At 27.8% G+C, this 18,514-nt stretch carries 19 protein-coding genes; 13 read left to right on the top strand and 6 right to left on the bottom strand.

Features of this window, described 5'->3' with window-relative positions; all coding sequences use genetic code 11:
* Positions 1-14: 14 nt before the first annotated feature.
* Positions 15-1,346, bottom strand: a complete 1,332-nt coding sequence (locus QZ288_RS06195; RefSeq protein ID WP_295156486.1) for a glucose-6-phosphate isomerase — start codon at positions 1,344-1,346, stop codon at positions 15-17.
* Between the two features lie 113 nt (positions 1,347-1,459).
* Between QZ288_RS06195 and dcd the strand changes: the two genes are divergently transcribed.
* Complete coding sequence (dcd, locus tag QZ288_RS06190) at positions 1,460-1,978, top strand: dCTP deaminase (RefSeq protein WP_295156483.1); 519 nt, start codon at positions 1,460-1,462, stop codon at positions 1,976-1,978.
* Between the two features lie 76 nt (positions 1,979-2,054).
* Here dcd and QZ288_RS06185 read toward each other — a convergent pair whose 3' ends face one another.
* Both QZ288_RS06185 and mutS read right to left on the bottom strand, forming a co-directional pair.
* Positions 2,055-2,378, bottom strand: coding sequence for a cupin domain-containing protein (locus QZ288_RS06185; RefSeq protein ID WP_295156482.1), 324 nt, complete (start codon positions 2,376-2,378; stop codon positions 2,055-2,057).
* An 89-nt stretch (positions 2,379-2,467) separates the two neighbouring features.
* Positions 2,468-5,209, bottom strand: coding sequence for a DNA mismatch repair protein MutS (gene mutS / locus QZ288_RS06180; protein ID WP_295156479.1), 2,742 nt, complete (start codon positions 5,207-5,209; stop codon positions 2,468-2,470).
* Positions 5,210-5,765: 556 nt separating this feature from the next.
* Between mutS and QZ288_RS06175 the strand changes: the two genes are divergently transcribed.
* Positions 5,766-6,008 carry a PepSY-like domain-containing protein gene (locus QZ288_RS06175; protein ID WP_295156476.1) on the top strand — a complete coding sequence of 81 codons (243 nt, stop codon included), beginning with the start codon at positions 5,766-5,768 and terminating at the stop codon, positions 6,006-6,008.
* Between the two features lie 107 nt (positions 6,009-6,115).
* Here QZ288_RS06175 and QZ288_RS06170 read toward each other — a convergent pair whose 3' ends face one another.
* From QZ288_RS06170 to QZ288_RS06160, 3 genes are all read right to left on the bottom strand, one after another.
* Positions 6,116-7,909, bottom strand: coding sequence for a phosphoenolpyruvate carboxykinase (GTP) (locus QZ288_RS06170; RefSeq protein ID WP_295156473.1), 1,794 nt, complete (start codon positions 7,907-7,909; stop codon positions 6,116-6,118).
* A 282-nt stretch (positions 7,910-8,191) separates the two neighbouring features.
* On the bottom strand, positions 8,192-8,434 hold the full coding sequence (locus tag QZ288_RS06165) for a hypothetical protein (protein WP_295156471.1): 243 nt from the start codon (positions 8,432-8,434) through the stop codon (positions 8,192-8,194).
* A 44-nt stretch (positions 8,435-8,478) separates the two neighbouring features.
* Positions 8,479-8,733, bottom strand: a complete 255-nt coding sequence (locus QZ288_RS06160) for a DUF6290 family protein (protein ID WP_295156469.1) — start codon at positions 8,731-8,733, stop codon at positions 8,479-8,481.
* 410 nt (positions 8,734-9,143) lie between these two features.
* Between QZ288_RS06160 and QZ288_RS06155 the strand changes: the two genes are divergently transcribed.
* The 11 genes from QZ288_RS06155 to QZ288_RS06105 all read left to right on the top strand — a co-directional run bounded on the left by QZ288_RS06155 (position 9,144) and on the right by QZ288_RS06105 (position 18,455).
* On the top strand, positions 9,144-11,039 hold the full coding sequence (locus QZ288_RS06155) for a phage portal protein (RefSeq protein WP_295156466.1): 1,896 nt from the start codon (positions 9,144-9,146) through the stop codon (positions 11,037-11,039).
* Between the two features lie 610 nt (positions 11,040-11,649).
* Positions 11,650-12,249 carry a hypothetical protein gene (locus QZ288_RS06150; protein WP_295156452.1) on the top strand — a complete coding sequence of 200 codons (600 nt, stop codon included), beginning with the start codon at positions 11,650-11,652 and terminating at the stop codon, positions 12,247-12,249.
* Positions 12,250-12,252: 3 nt separating this feature from the next.
* Positions 12,253-12,582, top strand: coding sequence for a hypothetical protein (locus QZ288_RS06145; RefSeq protein ID WP_295156446.1), 330 nt, complete (start codon positions 12,253-12,255; stop codon positions 12,580-12,582).
* A 148-nt stretch (positions 12,583-12,730) separates the two neighbouring features.
* Positions 12,731-13,315, top strand: a complete 585-nt coding sequence (locus tag QZ288_RS06140) for a hypothetical protein (protein WP_295156444.1) — start codon at positions 12,731-12,733, stop codon at positions 13,313-13,315.
* Positions 13,312-13,632: a hypothetical protein gene (locus tag QZ288_RS06135; protein WP_295156441.1), complete on the top strand. Its 321-nt coding sequence runs from the start codon at positions 13,312-13,314 to the stop codon at positions 13,630-13,632. Before QZ288_RS06140 ends, QZ288_RS06135 begins: the two co-directional genes overlap by 4 nt.
* A gap of 74 nt (positions 13,633-13,706) precedes the next feature.
* A complete protein-coding gene (locus QZ288_RS06130) occupies positions 13,707-14,219 on the top strand; it encodes a hypothetical protein (protein ID WP_295156438.1) in 513 nt (170 codons plus the stop codon).
* Positions 14,219-14,491 carry a Txe/YoeB family addiction module toxin gene (locus QZ288_RS06125; protein WP_295156435.1) on the top strand — a complete coding sequence of 91 codons (273 nt, stop codon included), beginning with the start codon at positions 14,219-14,221 and terminating at the stop codon, positions 14,489-14,491. Before QZ288_RS06130 ends, QZ288_RS06125 begins: the two co-directional genes overlap by 1 nt.
* A gap of 56 nt (positions 14,492-14,547) precedes the next feature.
* Positions 14,548-15,423, top strand: a complete 876-nt coding sequence (locus QZ288_RS06120) for a hypothetical protein (RefSeq protein WP_295156433.1) — start codon at positions 14,548-14,550, stop codon at positions 15,421-15,423.
* 26 nt (positions 15,424-15,449) lie between these two features.
* Positions 15,450-16,385, top strand: coding sequence for a hypothetical protein (locus QZ288_RS06115; protein WP_295156431.1), 936 nt, complete (start codon positions 15,450-15,452; stop codon positions 16,383-16,385).
* 305 nt (positions 16,386-16,690) lie between these two features.
* A complete protein-coding gene (locus QZ288_RS06110) occupies positions 16,691-17,455 on the top strand; it encodes a hypothetical protein (protein ID WP_295156428.1) in 765 nt (254 codons plus the stop codon).
* A gap of 487 nt (positions 17,456-17,942) precedes the next feature.
* Positions 17,943-18,455 carry a hypothetical protein gene (locus QZ288_RS06105; protein WP_295156426.1) on the top strand — a complete coding sequence of 171 codons (513 nt, stop codon included), beginning with the start codon at positions 17,943-17,945 and terminating at the stop codon, positions 18,453-18,455.
* The last annotated feature ends 59 nt before the right edge of the window (positions 18,456-18,514 follow it).

The raw sequence follows: 18,514 nt of genomic DNA, 5'->3' as shown, positions 1-18,514 counted from the left end.
AAACTTAAATAATATTATTTATCTAGTCTTGCTCTTAAAGTTTTGCCCATTTCCTCATATCCCTTTTTGCCAAGCATAGCAAACATATTTTTCTTATACTCTTCAACGCCGGGCTGGTCAAAAGGATTAACACCAAGTATATGCCCTGATATGCCGCAGGCTTTTTCAAAGAAATATAAAAGCTCTCCTATAGTAAAAGGAGTAATCTTATCTATATCAACTATAATATTAGGTACTCCTCCATCAACATGAGCTAAAACTGTAGCTTCTAATGCAGACTTATTTATCTCATGCAAAGTTTTTCCATCTAAATAATTAAGCCCGTCTAAATCAGAATCCTCTTTTTTCATTGTCAAATCAATATCTTCTTTATCCACTCTTATAACAGTTTCAAATAATCCTCTTTTACCATCTTGTATAAACTGTCCCAAAGAATGCAAATCAGTAGAGAAATCAACAGAAGCAGGGAATATGCCTTTTTTATCCTTACCCTCGCTTTCTCCGTACAGCTGCTTCCACCATTCAGATATATAATGCATTCTAGGTATATAATTTACCATTACTTCAGTGCTGTATCCTTTACTGTAAAGTGCATTTCTAAGCATAGCATATAGCATAGAAGGGTTTTTCTTATAATCCATTTCTTTAGTCAATTTTGCCATAGAATCAAAGCCTTTAATAAGCTCTTCTATATTAACGCCGGCTGCAGCTATAGGTATAAGCCCTACAGGAGTAAGTACAGAATATCTGCCGCCTACATCATCAGGTATAACAAAAGTTCTATATTTATTTTCATTAGATAAAGTTTTCAAAGCTCCTTTCGCCTTATCTGTAGTAGCTATTATTCTTTTAGAAGCTCCGTCTTTACCATATCTTTTTTCAGCATACTCTTTTAATATTCTAAAAGCTATAGCAGGCTCTGTTGTAGTACCGCTTTTTGATATTACATTAATATAAAAATCTTTTTCTTCTAAATAATCAAGTAAATGCTTGAAATATTCTCCGTTCATATTATGACCTGCATAAATAACCTGAGTACTTCCTTTTTTTGCCTGAGAAAAAGGATTTAAAAATGATTCAATTACAGCCTTTCCTCCCAAATATGATCCGCCTATACCTACAGATACTAAAATTTCAGCATTTTCTCTAATTTCCTTACCCAAATCATCAATTTCCTTAGCCATTTTCAAAGCTTCAGTTGGTAAATTAACCCAGCCTAAAAAATCATTGCCTGCACCTTTTTTCTTTTCTAAAAGATCATTTGCATATTTAGCATTTTCTGAAAGATATTCTAATTCATACTCTTTTAAAAATCCAAGCACATTTTTGTAATTTATAGATAGCATTTAATAACTCCATAATTTTATTTACTTAATAAATTATACTATAATAATACCGAAAAATAAAGAAAAATAATTTAATAATTTTAAAAAAACAGTGCAGTAAGGTAAGTAAACATATGATTTTGTCAGGGCTTGAAATAGAAAAAAATCTGGGTAAAGATATAATAATAGAACCATTCAATAGAAAGCAGTTAAATTCAAACAGCTATAATGTAAAGCTTCATAATAAACTTCTGATATACAAAGATAAAGTTTTAGATATGAAAAATAAAAATGATTTTGAAGAAATAATAATACCAGAAAGCGGATATCAGTTAAAACCTAATGAATTGTATTTAGGAAGAACTTTAGAATATACAAATACAAAAAATTATATTCCTATGATAGAAGGACGCTCATCTATAGGAAGGCTTGGAATATTCATACATATTACTGCAGGTTTTGGAGATGTAGGATTTGCAGGGTATTGGACTTTGGAAATTTTCTGCATAAAGCCTATAATAATATACCCTAATGTAGAAATAGCTCAGCTTTATTACCATACTATATACGGAAAATATGAAGAATATACCAGCAGCAAGTACCAAAATAATACCGATGTTCAGCCAAGTATGCTTTATAAAGATTTTAAATAATATTAATGATTTTATTATTATAGAATTATATTTGATTTAAATAGATTTTTTAATTTTGATTCTAATTTATAAAAAATTAAATAAATACTAAAAGCAGATTAGATATACCGCTTTCAGCAATTCCTATCATAGAATGCACAGAATGAGACCTTACTCTTATAATATCTCCCTCTTCTAAATCTACAATTTCTTCTTCTACTATATATCTTACCTTACCGCTTAATACTATTACCATTTCCTCAGAAGGATGTTCATGATATGGTATAAGCTGATTAGATTTCTGAGCAATTGCATAAACTGTATATCCTTTATCAGATAAAGTTTCTATTAATCTTTCATCATCTTTTAAACAATCGAATTCTCTTTCAGTTGTTGATTTATAATAGTATTGTTCAGTCATTATACACCTCATTATTATAATATAATTTCGGCTTATAGTATAATAAAATTGAATTTATAAATAAAATGAGTTTTATCAGTATGATATTTTTATACCATACTTTTCCATTTGCTAATTAAATTAATGGCATCAATAGGAGTTATATTATTTATATTCAAATCTTTTATTTCTTTTTCTATATTACTTTCTTTAATTTCTATATTACTTTCTTTAATTTCTATATTACTTTCTTTAATTTCTTTTTTTATATCATTTTCTTTTATTTCTATAGATTTATTTTCTTTTTCATAAAAAGGAAGCATATCTTTTGATTTTTGAGTATTTAATTCTATATTTTCTACTTGAATGCCCGCATCAGCCTCCAGCCTTTTTAATATTTCAGCAGCTCTTTTTATAACTTTGCTTGGAGCACCTGCTATTTTTGCAGCATATATGCCATAGCTTGATTCAGCTGCCCCTTCAATAACTTTTTTCATAAATATTATTTCATCTTTGTATTCTTCAACTAGTACTTTATAATTTTTAACCCCCTGTAAATCTTCAAGCATAGTAAGTTCATGATAATGCGTAGCAAATAAGGTTTTAGCCTTTTTATTTTCTTCATTAGCTAAATATTCAACTATAGCCCAAGCGATAGAAAGTCCGTCATAAGTAGAAGTTCCCCTTCCTATCTCATCCATTATCACAAGACTTTTATCAGTACAATGATTCAGAATATATGCAGTTTCATTCATCTCTACCAAAAATGTGCTTTCTCCTCTTGCTATATTATCGCTTGCCCCTACACGGGTGAAAATTCTATCAACTATAGAAATCTTTGCACTTGAGGCAGGTACAAAAGAACCAATCTGGGCTAATAAAACTATTAAAGCCGTCTGCCTTAAATATGTACTTTTTCCGCTCATATTAGGACCTGTTATTATAAGAAGATGCTCATTACTGTTATCCAAATATGTATCATTAGGAATAAAACTTTCTGTTTTAAGATTAACTTCTACAACAGGGTGCCTGCCATCTTTAATATCTATTATTCCGTCATCTGTAATTATAGGCTTTATATAATTATCCTCTTTAGCTAAGCATGCAAAAGAAGAATAAACATCTATTATAGAAATTACTCTTGCCGTTTTTAATATGGAGTTTAAATATTCATTTGTTTTATTTCTCACTTCAATAAATATATCATACTCTAATGCATAGCTTTTTTCATTAGCTTCATTTATAATAGTTTCATATTCCATTAATTTGCTTGTAGTATATCTTTCGCTTCCTATCAATGTCTGTCTTTTTATAAAATGATTTGGAACTGATGATACATTTGATTTAGTTACTTCTATATAATAGCCTATAACATTATTATATCTTATCTTTAAATTACTTATTCCTGTATCTAATTTATAATTATGTTCAAGTTCAGATATCCAAGAGCGTCCCTCTCTTCTAGCCTCATTATATTTTTTTAATGTTTCATCATAATCATCTTTTATAATATCGCCCTCATTTATAACTGTTTTAGGTTCTTCCAATAATGCACGTTCTATTAAGTCTGTTATAATTTTTATATCATTAACTTCTTTAAAGTTTACATCTTCAAAATTATTTAGAGCAAGTTCTGTAATTACTTCTATAGAAAGCATTAGAAATCTTTTTAATGATACAAGTTCTTTAGGGTTTATCCTTGAAAGTGCTAATTTTGATGCTAGTCTTTCTATATCTCCGATATCCTGAAGTAAATCTCTTATTTTATACATAAACTTTTGATTCTTATAAAAAAACTCTACATTATCAAGTCTTTTATTTATATCATCAATATTAAGTAAAGGCTCTACTATTATCCTCTTTAGGTACCTTGCCCCCATAGAAGTTTTTGTTCTGTCTATAGTATCAAATAATGTCATTTTATTATTATCATTTCTGATAGTTTCTAATATTTCCAAGCTTGCTATTGTGGCATAATCTAAATTCATAGAATCTTCTCTGCTGTAAAGCTTAATATTTGAAATATGTTCAAGAGAAGTTTTTGAAAGCTCCTTAATATAAAATATGACAGAACCAAGCAGAGATATTAAAAGAGGCTTTTCTTCTATACCGAAACTTTTTAATGATACAGTTTTAAAATGATTTGTCAAAGTTTTGTATGCATAAGAATACTCTGCCGTGTAATTAGCTGAGGTACTATAGAATATATTAGAAAACTTATTTCTTATATCTTTTATAATAATACTTTCTGAAACGGATTCTATAGTCATAATCTCTTTAGGAGAGAATCTTATAATTTCTTCTGTAATCTCATTAATAATTTCTTTTACTGCTTCATTTTGATTTTCTAAACTTGAATTTATTTCGGCAGCATAAAGCTCTCCTGTAGAAATATCGCATATAGAAATTGCTGCATTTCTCTCGCTTTTTGATACTATAATAGAAAATAAATAATTATTGCTTTTTGATTCAAGATATTTATTTTCTGAAATAGTGCCCGGAGTTATAACCTGAGTAACCTCTCTTTTTACTATTCCTTTTGCCAGTTTAGGGTCTTCCATTTGATCGCATATAGCAATCTTTATTCCAAATTTAACTAATTTTGATAAATAATTATCTATAGCATGATAAGGAACTCCTGCCATAGGTATATTAGCTCTTTTTGTAAGTGTAAGTCCTAATATATCGGATACTACTTTTGCATCATCAAAAAACACCTCATAAAAATCCCCCATTCTAAAAAGAAGTATGCTGTCATTATATTTATCTTTTATTTCTTTATACTGCCTCATCATAGGAGTAAGTTTTTGAGTTTCTTCTTTGTTATCTTTTCCGAAAAATGTTTTATGCATTATAATTATCCGTTTATAACTTTTTCGATTAGTATAATATATTTTTATTCTTTAATCAAATTTTATTTTTTATTGCTGAATATATATTTAAAAATGTTTAGAAATATAGTTCATATTTTTTATAATTAGTTTATATTGCATAATTAAAGAATTATATATATTCTGTACTATATAATATTATTTTTGTGGCTGTACTCTATAACTAAAAAACTCATTTTCTGCTAAATTATTTATGATTTCTAATTTTTTTTTATTTATTTATGAGTTTCATACTTAAATTTTAGTTATATAGGGCAGCCTGTATATTTTAATATATAAATTATATGTAAATCAATTCTTATATATTATTAACATAATACTCATAAACTAAATAATAACAAATATAAATTTATAATATATTTTATTTGCTGTGATATGCAGCTTAAAATACTTATAATATAAAAATATAATCAACATATATTGTAAAAATTTTTAAAAATATTGTAAAAAAACTTGACATATAAATGCTAATATACTATACTATAAGTATAATTAATTTACATAAGGGGAGATTTTTATGAAAAAACTATTATGTTTAATATTTGCTTTATCTATTTTTGGAGGCTCTAATTTATTTGCTGATTGGATAGTTCCTATAAATCAAGTTCCAAGACAAGTTATAAATGCTGTGAAGCAGTATTTTCCTCAGGCTCAAATTTGGATGGTTGAAATGGACGACGGACTATATAAAGTAAAGCTTAATAATGGATTAGAAGTTGAAGTGACACCTTATGGGCAAATAGTAGATATAGATGACTGATAACATAAATTAACTACATAATAATAAATTAACTACATAATAAAAAGCCAATAGCTTAATATTAATTAAACTATTGGCTTTAATTAAAGGATTCTAATATTTATAAATTATTTGCTTAATCTGGCTCTTAATTCTTCTAATTGTTTTTTAAGTCTTTCAGGAAGTCTGTTTCCGAACTTATTGAAATGAGCCTCTATTTGATTAGCCTGATCTTTCCAAGCTTCAACATCAACTCTCATAAGTTCTTTAAAATCAGCTTCAGGTATATCCAAACCGGAAAGATCTAAATCTCCGTCTTTAGGCATTTTACCTATAGGAGTATCAACAGCATCAATTTTACCTTCAACTCTTCCGCACATCCATTTTAATACTCTTGAATTATCACCGAATCCTGGCCATAGCCATTTACCATCAGCATCTTTTCTAAACCAGTTTACATAGAAGATTTTAGGAGCCTTATCACCCAATTTATCTCCCATTTCAAGCCAATGATTCATATAATCTCCCATATTATACCCTGCAAAAGGAAGCATAGCAAAAGGATCGAATCTTAAAGCACCAACTGAACCTATATTAGCTGCAGTAGTTTCACTAGCCTGACTAGCACCCATAAATACGCCATGATCCCAGTTATAAGATTCATGTACTAAAGGCATAACAGAAGCTCTTCTTCCTCCGAAGATAAATATATCAATAGGCACGCCTTTAGGGTCTTCCCAATCTTTACAAATAACAGGACATTGTCCTGCAGGAGCAGTAAATCTGGCATTAGGATGAGCACCTTTTTCACCGCTTTCAGGAGTCCAGTCATTGCCTTTCCAATCTATACCATGTTTAGGAGCATCTCCCATACCTTCCCACCATACATCGCCGTCATCTGTTTCCACACAGTTAGTAAAAATAGTGTTTTCTTTTATTGAATCCATAGCCATAGGGTTAGAATCATAAGAAGTTCCGGGAGCTACGCCAAAAAAGCCCGCTTCAGGATTGATAGCATAAAGTCTTCCGTCTTCTTTATTTATTTTCATCCAAGCAATATCATCGCCAACAGTTTCGCATTTCCAACCTGCAATAGTAGGCTGAAGCATAGCAAGATTAGTTTTACCGCATGCACTTGGAAAAGCAGCAGCTATATGGAATTGTCTGCCCTCAGGATTAGTAAGACGAAGTATAAGCATATGTTCTGCCATCCAGCCCTCTCTTTTAGCCATAGCAGAAGCTATACGAAGAGCAAAGCATTTTTTACCAAGCAAAGCATTTCCGCCGTATCCTGAACCATAAGACCAAATTAAATTTTCATCAGGGAAATGAGAAATATATTTTTTCTCGATTGGAGCACAAGGCCATTTTTTATCCTTTTCTCCGTCAGCAAGAGGTGCACCTACAGAATGCAGACAAGGTATAAATTCACCGTCAGAGCCTAATACATCTAATACTTTAGTACCAACTCTAGTCATTATATGCATATTACATACAACATAAGGGCTGTCAGTGATTTCAACACCGATTTTAGCTATAGGAGAACCAACAGGACCCATAGAAAAAGGAATTACATACATAGTTCTATTTTTCATACAGCCTTTATATAATTCTTTCATAGTTGCCTTTAATTTTTCAGGATCTTCCCAATTATTAGTAGGACCTGCATCTTCTTGTTTAGGATAACTAATATATGTTCTATCCTCAACGCGTGCTACATCAGAAGGATCGCTTCTAAAAGAATGACTATGAGGTCTTTTTTTAAGAGGTTTTGCTAAACCTAATTCTACCAAGCCGTTCATACAGCTGTCATATTCTTCTTTGCTCCCATCACATACATATATATCTTTCGGCTGACACATATCTGCTATTTCTTTAATCCAAGCTTTAAGCTTTTCGTGTTTTAATTCTTCAACCTTCATAAATATTACTCCTTATTAAAATTTTCTTGCAGTTATTATACAATAAAAAGCATTTTTAGTAAATAATTTTTGTAAATTTATTCAGATTTAAAAATAAAGATTATCAAATATTTTTTGCCTCAGCACATAAAATATAAATATCTGTATTTTTTTTTGCCAAAAGGCACACATTAGTGAGGCTTACAGTAAAATCTATTAGAAATATAAGCCTATTATAATACTAATTCCGAAACGGGAATTCCCATATCGGAATTCCGACATCGGAGCTTTTTAAAAAATGTATTATTTTTCATTTTTATTATTGCGAAAACTAGGCATAATTTTTTTTAATGCTTCTATTTCTTCTTCATCATAATCTATTATTTTTATAAGATCTTTGTCTGTTTCATTAAATTTTTTAAAATCTTCATTTATACCTTTTATTTCTTCTATCATATCAGGCGGTGTAAATATGCTTGTTTCCAAGTCTCCATTTTCATCATGAAAAATAAAAGCTTTATCAATAAAATTAGGATTTATAGTCATTTTATAATCTCCTCTTTATATTTTTTTATCCTTCTTCTCTTAAATTACTGCTGTATATCATTATCAAATCCTATTGCTTTTAATACGGTTTTTTTAGAGAATAATCCTACGCTTAAATTATTTTCTTCAGCATATTTTTTTAATAGCTCATTTTCTTCTTCATTAATTCTGAAAAATATTACATAAGTCTTTTTTTTATCTTCTTCGGGCAGTTTTTTTCTGCCTGCTCCCTTTCTTGCTCCTCCTGTATTTGCTCTTTTTCCGCCCCATCCGTTTTTTGATTTATTTTCTGTATTCATATTGACAAGCCTTATATTTTTTATTATAATAATAACTATGGAAGTCAAGAGCCAAGCTGACAACTTGACTCTCTTTCGTGAATCAATCAAAGATTTTAATCTTTAATTGATTTAACTACAGCTATTATTGTGGCTAGCAAATTAATAACCGCAGTTATGCCGAAAGGCACCTACTTGGTGAAAGTTAAGACTTCCATAATTATCCTCCTTTTTTTAGGATTAATTATATTACATCATAATTTAATTTTATGTCAATAGTGTTTCATCAAGTAATATAAAAAATATTTCACTTTGTAATAAAAATATTAGCCGATGTCGGCTTTTTTGTAAAAAACTAACTATAGTATAAATCTTTTTTTATTTCTTTATTTTATTATATCTATAAATAAAACATTAATGAGCTATTAGATATGAGCTTCTTTAGAGATGATGAAAAACAGTTTATACTGCCTTATGAAACATGTAAAAATATTTATAGAACTGCCACGCTTGGCAAGAGAATTATTGAAGGGCTTGTAAACTTTGCTATGAGTGCGGAGCGTGAAATAGATATACATAAAGCACCGCCTGAGGCAATAGAAAAGTTTAATAAAACAGCCGAAGAGATGAAGCAAAAAGAAGCCATTAAGCAAACAATATATAATTCGCGTATTTACGGCACTGGGGCATTATATGTAGCTATGTTTGATGAAGAAAAAGAGGAAAATGATTTTACTACTAAGCCTACTTTTGAAGACGCATATAAATACAAGATGAAGTTCACTGTGCTTGATCCTCTTAATATAAGCGGTTCAAGGGTAGATTTAGACCCTTTGAGCTTTCATTTTTTAGAGGTTGTTGATGTGAAAGTGGGGTCAATACCAGTACCTAAAAAAAGAATAGCAGTAAGCCATGCCTTAGAGCCTCTTTATTTGGATACAAGAACCTCATTAATTCCTTTTTCGCCTCCCTCTGTATTTTATAATATGGTGGAATTATTACAGCAGTATGATAATGCTATAAAATCTATAGGCGATTTACTTTATAAAGCAGGGGCTATTATTTACAAATATCCTGCCAAAGCAAAATTAAACGGCATATCAATAGATGCTATAACTGCCTCAAAAAAGATTTTAGAGCAGAAGAGAAGCGGAGAAGTTATTTCTATTTCAGCAGACAGCAGTATTGAGGATTTCCCTATATCTAATTTGACAGGTCTTATAGACAGTATCAATAAACTTGAAGATGATATAACCAAAGCATTAAACGATACGCCAGCTTCTATTTTGTTTGATAAAAGTTTGAGTAATGGCTTTAGCGAGGGAGATAAGGATAAAGAAACTGAAATATCAATAATAGAAAGTTTTAGAGAAAATAAACTCACTCCTTTATATACGCTTACAGACTATTATATTATGCTTAAAGCTTGGGACAATGTATTTATTGATGAAATGCGTCATAAATATATAGAATATGAAAACAAAACAGATAAAGAGATATTCAGAAGCTGGGCAGAGAACTTTACTTATAAATACGGCAACTTATTTCCAGAGCCTGAAAGCATTACTCAGGATAATAATGCTAAGAAACTTGATAATCTGCTTAAAGCACAGCAATTAGGTGCTAATTCAGCCGATTTACAGGAAGAGCTAAACGAAAGCGAGATATTCAAAAATGAAATAGAATTAGATTCACAGCCTCAGAATATGGAGGAAATGGAAGAAGAAGATATAAATTTTAATAAACCGCCAAGCATCAGCGGTATAAAAGCAGATGCCAGTTTTAAGGAAGAAGAACATCCTCGTAATCCAGACGGAACATTTGCCAAAGGCACGCAAAACGAAAAAGGTTCAGGAGAAAATAAGAGTAAAGATGAAAACAATAATAATGATTTAAGCGAAGAAGAGCAAAAGAGAGAAAAAGAAATACAAGAAAAGATTGATAAGCTTCAAAGTATTGATTGGGAAAAAGACAATATACTGCCTAATTTTACACAATCTCTTTTAAAAGAATACGAATTTAAAGATAAACCTATATTATTAAAAGCAAATATTATTAATAGGAATTTTAACGAAAAACATAAAGAGGTAAATAAAGAAAAAGCTATAAAAATATTGGGTAATGCTCTTTATAAGACAGATGAAATATTCTATGGAAGAGAAGACAGACCTAATTATTATAATCTTATACATTATACAGATGATGGACATAGCGATTTAGTTTTAGTAGAGATTGAAGACACAAAAGAAAATTATGAAATAGTACATTTTTATAGCATGAATAAAAGAGGACAAAGGAAACTAGAAAAACAAATGAAAAAACTTTAAAAAAGAGTTAGTAGGGAGGACGGGCTGTACCCTCCATCGCAGTACTTAAAATTAAGCAAGCGGCAGGCGTGCCCGACAAATTTTCTGCCATTCGTACTAGCTCTATATATTAGTTTAATAAAGTTTTTATAATAAGTCAAGTAAAAAAATATAAAAGTCAACTAAAAAATAAAAAAAAGTAGAAAAAAGTAACAAAAAATAATAATTTCAGTTGACTTATCAGCAATTATATATTATATTTGTATAAGGGAATATTATTTATAGTATTTATAAATAATAAGTGTTGATTATTATTTTTATCTATAATTAATATTAATCTGTTTTATATATAAATGTTCTTTATATATTTTTATAAAAACTACATAAATAGTATGGTATAAATAATCGGCTGCTAAGGTTTATGTATTTGGCAACCGATTTTTTATATAAGTAATAATATTAGGAGTAAAAAAATGTTTAAATTTATTATAGGCTTTTTAGTCTAAATTCTTTTTTAATAAAATCAATTTGTAAAACATAATAATTTTAGTGTATAAAAAAATCCTTACTCTTAAAATAGTAAGGTTAGGTTTCTTATTAATTTTTAATAAGTAAAATAAGGATAGTATTTATGCAAATAACTTACAAAGATATAGAAAACATTAAGTATATAGATAAAAATATAAATTATATAGATTTTCTAGGTATTATATATGAAAAAGCTATTGAAGCTAAAGCTAAAATAGACGGATTACCTAATTTACATATTTTAATAGGAAAATCTAGTAATGATAATTTATATAGAGCATTATGTTTAGATAGTGGCATAATATGTATAAGCAAATCTTCAAAATTAGATGAAGATACTATAAATTATCTATTCGATGAATCTTGCATTTTAGCTTTGAATCAATTTTATAGAGCTGTAAAAAATGATGAGGAAAATATATTTTCTGGATATGTTTACAATAAAGCATATTGGGATATTTATAATTATTTTATTTTAAAGACAAAAAATAATATTTTATCAAGGGTTTTGAAAATATTAAAAGTTAGTGAGGGCAAAACAAATATAGAAAATATACCATATAATAAAATAGATATGAAATCACTTATGAATGGTAATAATTCAATATTTTACTTATTAAGCATACTTGAACAAATATTATTGAATAACAATGAAGAAGAACGTCATGAATATTTAGAAGAATTATATAAAAAGGTAGCATGATATATGGGTATAAATTTTGATTGTATACACTCTATTTTAGAAAATCACCAAGATGTAGAAAAACCTTTTCAGTATCCCAACAATGATAATTCAATAATTTATTTTGAATATATTATTTATGGTAATAAAATAACATTTCCTGTTAAAAATAAAATTCCGACTTCTATGGAGTGTGAAAAATATTGTCATATAATAGAAGAAAGCGAATTTAACTTCGTTTTAGATGAAAATCTTAATAAATTAAAAAAAATATTAGATAATTATGATAATTGCATTATTAAAATAAATGGATGTGATTTTGAAAAGGAAGAATGTAAAAAAAATGTTAGTTAATAATTTTTAACATAATAAAAATATAAGCCGATGTCGGTTTTCCGACATCGGCTTTTTTATAAAATACTATTAAAAACTAACTATCGTATAAACCTTTTTCTGCCCTCTTAATCTATAATAAAAGCCGAGAAATAAGGAATATTTATAAATGTTAATACAAAGTTTGCTTGGCAATATTTCAGTTTTGAAGAGTAATGCATTTAATTTTCAGTCTATAACCGCAAAGTACAATAAGTTTGCTGTTATTCTGCCTGATACTGTGAGTATTATGAGCGGATATACTTCGCAGAAATATGTACCTCTTCCGCTCGTGGGCTTTGAAGTTTCTTATAACGGCGATATTCCTTTTATAGTCAATGAATATTCGGAATACCCTTATTTGAATAAGCAGTTATTAATAGACGGAGCAATAAAGCAGAATGCCGATTTTTCTGTGATACTTCATAATATAATCACTTCGGCTAATCCTTGGACTGTTCAAATGATAAAAAATCAGATATTTGTAGACGCTTTAGAATATTATGTACAGAAGGGCGGTACTTTTAATATTCTTACCCCTTGGGGCGACATTAAATATGCTGTTCTATCAGGTTTATACGGCATTGAGAATGAGACAGGACAAAAAGGTATTTCATTCAGATTAGATTTGAAAACTCTAACGCCTGTTTATAAAGATGAGGCTGATAAATTAGGAAGCAAATTAAGTAATTATATCACAGGGGTTATTATATGACGCTTCTTCAATCATTTCCTTTCAAAGTAAATACAGAGGGTACTTTTGCCGAACAATATCCTGATTTAAGAACAGGCTTCTTTACTCAAAAGATGACTATTGACAGCATACAGTATACTTTAAAAATATTTCCGAACTTTTATTTTGAAAATGTAGAAGTTTCTATATTAAATGAATCCGATGAGGCAGTCATAAGCAATATTCCTTTTGTGCTTATGGATAATCTAAATTATTTAATAGGCGATATATCATTTAATAATTACAAATTAATATACAATATGACTAAACAGCAGTTTGAACTTTATTCTATTAATTAAAAAATCAACTAATTTTTATATTTAAGTTGACATTTTCTATAGTTTGTATTAACCTATAAATCAGGAGTAATTTTATGTATTCAACAGAAGATAAAGTAAAACAATTAGAAGAAGATAATAAACTTTATAAAAATAGAATAAATGAATTAAATGAGCTAATAGGACATATTAATAAAGAAAATGAGAAATTGAAAATGGATTTAAATGCTAAGCAGAAAATTTTAGAAAAATACAAGAAATTTTATACTTGTAAATATACTCCTTATATGGTAAGCGATGTTATATATAATAATTTTTTTCTAAAAATAAGCAGTGTGGCTATAGTAAAAACAGCATCAGAAAATAAATTATTTGATGATGAATCTAAAGCTATTAGAGTACCTAGAAAAAAAGGTTCAAATGAAAAATATGCTTCTACTGTATTATTTTCTATAACAGGAATTGCCGAGCTTTTAATAATTCTATCCTCTAAATTTTCAATAGATTTGGAAATATCAAAAGATTATTTTGATAAATCTGTAAATCAGTTTAAAGAAGGTAAAATAAAAAGTTATACTATAGATGAATTAAAAGCTATGGAACAATAATGTATTATTCTATTAATTTAACTGAGGAAGCAGAAAATCACCTAAAAAAATTTTCAAAAAACGATAAATCTATAGTAAAGAAAATCAACAGCTTAATAAAAAATACTATTGAAAATCCTAGAAAAGGAATAGGAAAACCAGAAAGACTAAAATATAAAAATGATGAATTTTATTCAAGACGCATAAATAAATATCATAGAATGGTATATAAAATAGATGATACAAATAAATCTATAATAATAATTTCTTTATACGGACATTATAATAATTAACTGAAAAACTAACTATAGTATAAAGCAAAGAAATAAAAAAGCTTTATACTTTATTTATGCTTAGCTTATTTTTCACAGCAAAAAAGATATTAAAATCGTTTTTCGATGACAATTTATTCAGTATTAATGATATTTTATCAAAAACCGCTATTGAGAAACTTGTAATGGCAATAGATAAGGGTATAAAAAAGGATTTTGATAAAGTATTAAAAAGCGTAAATAAAGAAGTGCGTTCTAAATTAAAAAATGAATATAATAGGTTTATCAAAAAAGGTATATTCAAAACATCTCCTCTATTACAGAAATATAAAATAGAAGATTTAAAGCCTGATTTCAAAAAAGAATTAGAAATCAGAACGAATGTATCATTATCATATATTACTACTCAGGATAGAAATACTGTAGAAGAGATAAAGAACAGATTAATGAACTTTGCCTCAATACCTCATAATAGTAAAAACTTAGAAGAATTAGAATATGATTTTTTCAATGATGTTATACCTGCTGATGTTAAAAAGAATTATAAAACTTCATCTTGGCAGAATATGATAATTAGAGACCAATCGCATAAACTTGTATCTAATATGACATATATCACAGCAATGAAAAATAATGCAATAGGCTTTATTTGGAAGAATAGAAAAGATATTAGAGTTGTAGGCAATCCTCAAGGAAAATATAAAAAAGGCAATAAAATGCATAATAATCATTGGGAGCGTGAAGGAAAACTTTATTTATTTAGAGACAGCGAGGCATTAAAAAAAGGATTAATCAAAAAAACTAAAGATGTTAAATACGCTGATGAAATAGAGGACGGTTTGCCCGGTATTCCTATAAACTGCCGTTGTACTATGCGTTTAATTTATAGGCTTTATGAAATACCAAAGGAATATAAAAATATAATCACAGAAAAAGGAAAAGAATACGCATAAAAAATAAAAGCGGAGAAGTTATTTAAATGGCAGGAGAGAAAACTAAATTATTAAATAAAGCTTCAAAAGAGTTTACATCAAAAGCAGTTTCATGTATATGCTATAGTGCTAATAAAGTTAATTTAGAAAACGGTTTTTGCTATATTTTAATAGATAAAAATAAAAGCAGAATTATTAATAATATAGCAATTCATACTAATAAAAACAGAGAAATGACTTTATCAGGGCAAATGGACATCGGAGAATATATTATACAAACTCCTATATCATTAAGCGATTCTTTTAAAGAAATGCCTGAACTTTTTATTTTAAGCTATGACAATAATTATTTTATGGTTCATTCTCTGATAGCTTATAACAAGGAAGCAGATCATTATGATTATAGAGCAGAAATATTACAGAATAAAAATAAAGGCTTTATAGTTTATGATATTACAAAAATAAACAGTAATTTATTAAATAATTCTATTCCTTTATGGATTTATAATAAAGACAGATTAAATACTGCGATTTATCCGTCATATTTAAGCCCTCTTAATTTAGAAACGCCCTATTTGAGTGTAGAAGTAATTGATACTAAAGGTCTTTCAATGCCTATATCAAGAATAGAAAACAAAGAAAATAATTATATAGGACAATGGAAGCAGGATACTATAAGACTTCATTTGATTAATGCCCCTACAGAAACACAGCAGGAATTAGCATATAATATACAAACATTATCGCAAAATTATATAGAAAATGTATTTGGAGTTAATGATTTTATTAATTTCAAAAGCGTATCAGATGACAGACAAAAGGGCTTTGGAATAGTAAGCAATAAAGCTGTAAGTAATTTTAGGATAAATTATTATCAGGAAACAGTATCAAACAATACTGTAGTAGAACTTATAAAAAGCATAATAGTTCAGGTAAATAAAGAGGAATTAATTTTGTTTAATTTAGAAAATATAAATAATTAGTAAATAAATATAAGAATACAAAGCGAAAAAAAGCCGCCGAGTAATGAAAATTGCTCGGAGCTTATAGGCTTTTTTGAGCATAACAATAATAAAATAACTTTATTTAATGCAGATAAAATAAATCTGCGTTAAGTAATTTTTAATAAAAAATAATTAAGGAAGCGTGAGCCGAAGCCCTTGACTTAATTTATTAAGTCAAGCCTTTAGGCGTAGGCGAGCATAACAATAAAAGGAGGAAAGCGAATGCGAGCCACAAAGTAAGGTCACTTACTTTGTATTTATAGGCGAGCAGGAGCATAACAACAATGAGCAGACCTAATCCATTACAGCCTGTTATAGTGAATGTTAAAACTTTAGGTGTGAATGTACCTGAAAATTATACTAGAGTTTTCGGTATTGTTAGCTTAGGCGACACTAATTTAGAGGCAGGCATATTAAAAACAATATCAAAAAGTGAAACAGCAGATTTGGGATTAAAAGCAGGTTCATATACAGAAAGTTTTTTGAACTCTTTTTTTACTAATAATGCTATGGGGAAAATTAATGTTTTAGAAACAAAAACAGTATCTAACATTAAAGAGTATTCAGCAGGCGATTATTATGTGAGTGAAAATACAGCATATAAATGCTTACAATCAGATACAGCTTTAAGCGAAGAAGAGCAAAAAGAAATACATGACAAAATAGATAAAATTTATAATTCTGATTTATCAAAAGCATGTATTTTCCCAGAACTAACAACTGCTATACAAAAACAATATGGTTTTACTGATAAAAAAATTAGCTTAAAAGAGAATATTATAATTAAAAATAAAAATAGTCACAAAGAAATAACAGAGGAATTAGCAAAAGATATTTTATCAAATTCTCTTTATAAACCTGAATATGTTCTAAAAGCTAACCCTGATAAACAGAACTATCATAATTTTATTACAAGAATAGGCAAAGATAAAAACACTATTGTTCTTTTAGATATAGATGAAACAAAAGATTATTATGAAATAGTAAATTACCATATTATAGATAATAAAGCTAGAAATAGAAAAGAGAATATAAATAAAAAAAGCTAGTGGGGAGGACGCGCACCGGATATTTCCGAATCCCTCCATCGTATCAATTTAGTAAATACTAAATATCACGGCAGGCGAGCGCGAAATTTTCTGCAGTTCGCACTAGCTCTATATATTAGTTTAATAAAGTTTTTATAATAAGTCAAGTAAAAAAATATAAAAGTCAACTAAAAAATAAAAAAAAGTAGAAAAAAGTAACAAAAAATAATAATTTCAGTTGACTTATCAGCAATTATATATTATATTTGTATAAGGGAGTATTATTTATAGTATTTATAAATAATAAGTATTGATTATTATTTTTATCTATAATTAATATTAATCTGTTTTATATATAAATGTTCTTTATATATTTTTATAAAAACTACATAAATAGTATGGGATAAATAATCGGTTGCTAAGGTTTATGTATTTGGCAACCGATTTTTTATATAAGTAATAAAATGTTCCTTAATTAGTAAAAGTTAATAAGGTAAAGGATAGCTTTATGGATTTTAATGATTTAGCTATAAAAAATTCTATAGGATGTAGTAAAATAGGCATTCTATTTAAGACAGAAGATAATAATATACATAGAAAAGATCTTCGCTTTTATTTATCTTTCATTGAAGATAATAATAGAATTTATATATGTGCTTTAGATTTTAATGCCATAACTTCATTTGATTTAAATATTATTAAAAACCAAAAACATAAGAATGAGAAAGAATTTCTTTTGGTATTTCAAGCAGAAATTTTTAAACGGATTGATGAATTAACAACAGAATATGTTTGTTTTTACAAAGATAATTTTAGAAACACAAAAGTGATGAAATCATTTATAAGAAAAGCACATTTTTCATTAATAAAATCTTATTATTTTATGGTAATAAAATTATCTTTTAAAAAATTAATAAATATAACTTATTCTTTTAAAAATGATAATATTGATGAACATAAAAACTATGAAAATTATAAAAATATCTTGAGAGTTAGTAATGCAACAGCTTTGTTATTATAAATTATGGGGCTGTCCTAGATAACTAAAAAAGCTCCTTTTTTGCTAAATTATATATAATT

This window comes from uncultured Brachyspira sp., assembly GCF_910578695.1.
In the GTDB taxonomy this organism is placed as follows: Bacteria; Spirochaetota; Brachyspiria; order Brachyspirales; family Brachyspiraceae; genus Brachyspira.
This window is presented reverse-complemented; position numbering and strand designations above follow the sequence as displayed.

Bases quoted from the DNA above. Each gene is read 5' to 3' on its own strand.
- QZ288_RS06195 (WP_295156486.1), bottom strand. From the start codon at position 1,346: ATGCTATCTATAAATTACAAAAATGTGCTTGGATTTTTAAAAGAGTAT.
- dcd (WP_295156483.1), top strand. From the start codon at position 1,460: ATGATTTTGTCAGGGCTTGAAATAGAAAAAAATCTGGGTAAAGATATA.
- QZ288_RS06185 (WP_295156482.1), bottom strand. From the start codon at position 2,378: ATGACTGAACAATACTATTATAAATCAACAACTGAAAGAGAATTCGAT.
- mutS (WP_295156479.1), bottom strand. From the start codon at position 5,209: ATGCATAAAACATTTTTCGGAAAAGATAACAAAGAAGAAACTCAAAAA.
- QZ288_RS06175 (WP_295156476.1), top strand. From the start codon at position 5,766: ATGAAAAAACTATTATGTTTAATATTTGCTTTATCTATTTTTGGAGGC.
- QZ288_RS06170 (WP_295156473.1), bottom strand. From the start codon at position 7,909: ATGAAGGTTGAAGAATTAAAACACGAAAAGCTTAAAGCTTGGATTAAA.
- QZ288_RS06165 (WP_295156471.1), bottom strand. From the start codon at position 8,434: ATGACTATAAATCCTAATTTTATTGATAAAGCTTTTATTTTTCATGAT.
- QZ288_RS06160 (WP_295156469.1), bottom strand. From the start codon at position 8,733: ATGAATACAGAAAATAAATCAAAAAACGGATGGGGCGGAAAAAGAGCA.
- QZ288_RS06155 (WP_295156466.1), top strand. From the start codon at position 9,144: ATGAGCTTCTTTAGAGATGATGAAAAACAGTTTATACTGCCTTATGAA.
- QZ288_RS06150 (WP_295156452.1), top strand. From the start codon at position 11,650: ATGCAAATAACTTACAAAGATATAGAAAACATTAAGTATATAGATAAA.
- QZ288_RS06145 (WP_295156446.1), top strand. From the start codon at position 12,253: ATGGGTATAAATTTTGATTGTATACACTCTATTTTAGAAAATCACCAA.
- QZ288_RS06140 (WP_295156444.1), top strand. From the start codon at position 12,731: ATGTTAATACAAAGTTTGCTTGGCAATATTTCAGTTTTGAAGAGTAAT.
- QZ288_RS06135 (WP_295156441.1), top strand. From the start codon at position 13,312: ATGACGCTTCTTCAATCATTTCCTTTCAAAGTAAATACAGAGGGTACT.
- QZ288_RS06130 (WP_295156438.1), top strand. From the start codon at position 13,707: ATGTATTCAACAGAAGATAAAGTAAAACAATTAGAAGAAGATAATAAA.
- QZ288_RS06125 (WP_295156435.1), top strand. From the start codon at position 14,219: ATGTATTATTCTATTAATTTAACTGAGGAAGCAGAAAATCACCTAAAA.
- QZ288_RS06120 (WP_295156433.1), top strand. From the start codon at position 14,548: ATGCTTAGCTTATTTTTCACAGCAAAAAAGATATTAAAATCGTTTTTC.
- QZ288_RS06115 (WP_295156431.1), top strand. From the start codon at position 15,450: ATGGCAGGAGAGAAAACTAAATTATTAAATAAAGCTTCAAAAGAGTTT.
- QZ288_RS06110 (WP_295156428.1), top strand. From the start codon at position 16,691: ATGAGCAGACCTAATCCATTACAGCCTGTTATAGTGAATGTTAAAACT.
- QZ288_RS06105 (WP_295156426.1), top strand. From the start codon at position 17,943: ATGGATTTTAATGATTTAGCTATAAAAAATTCTATAGGATGTAGTAAA.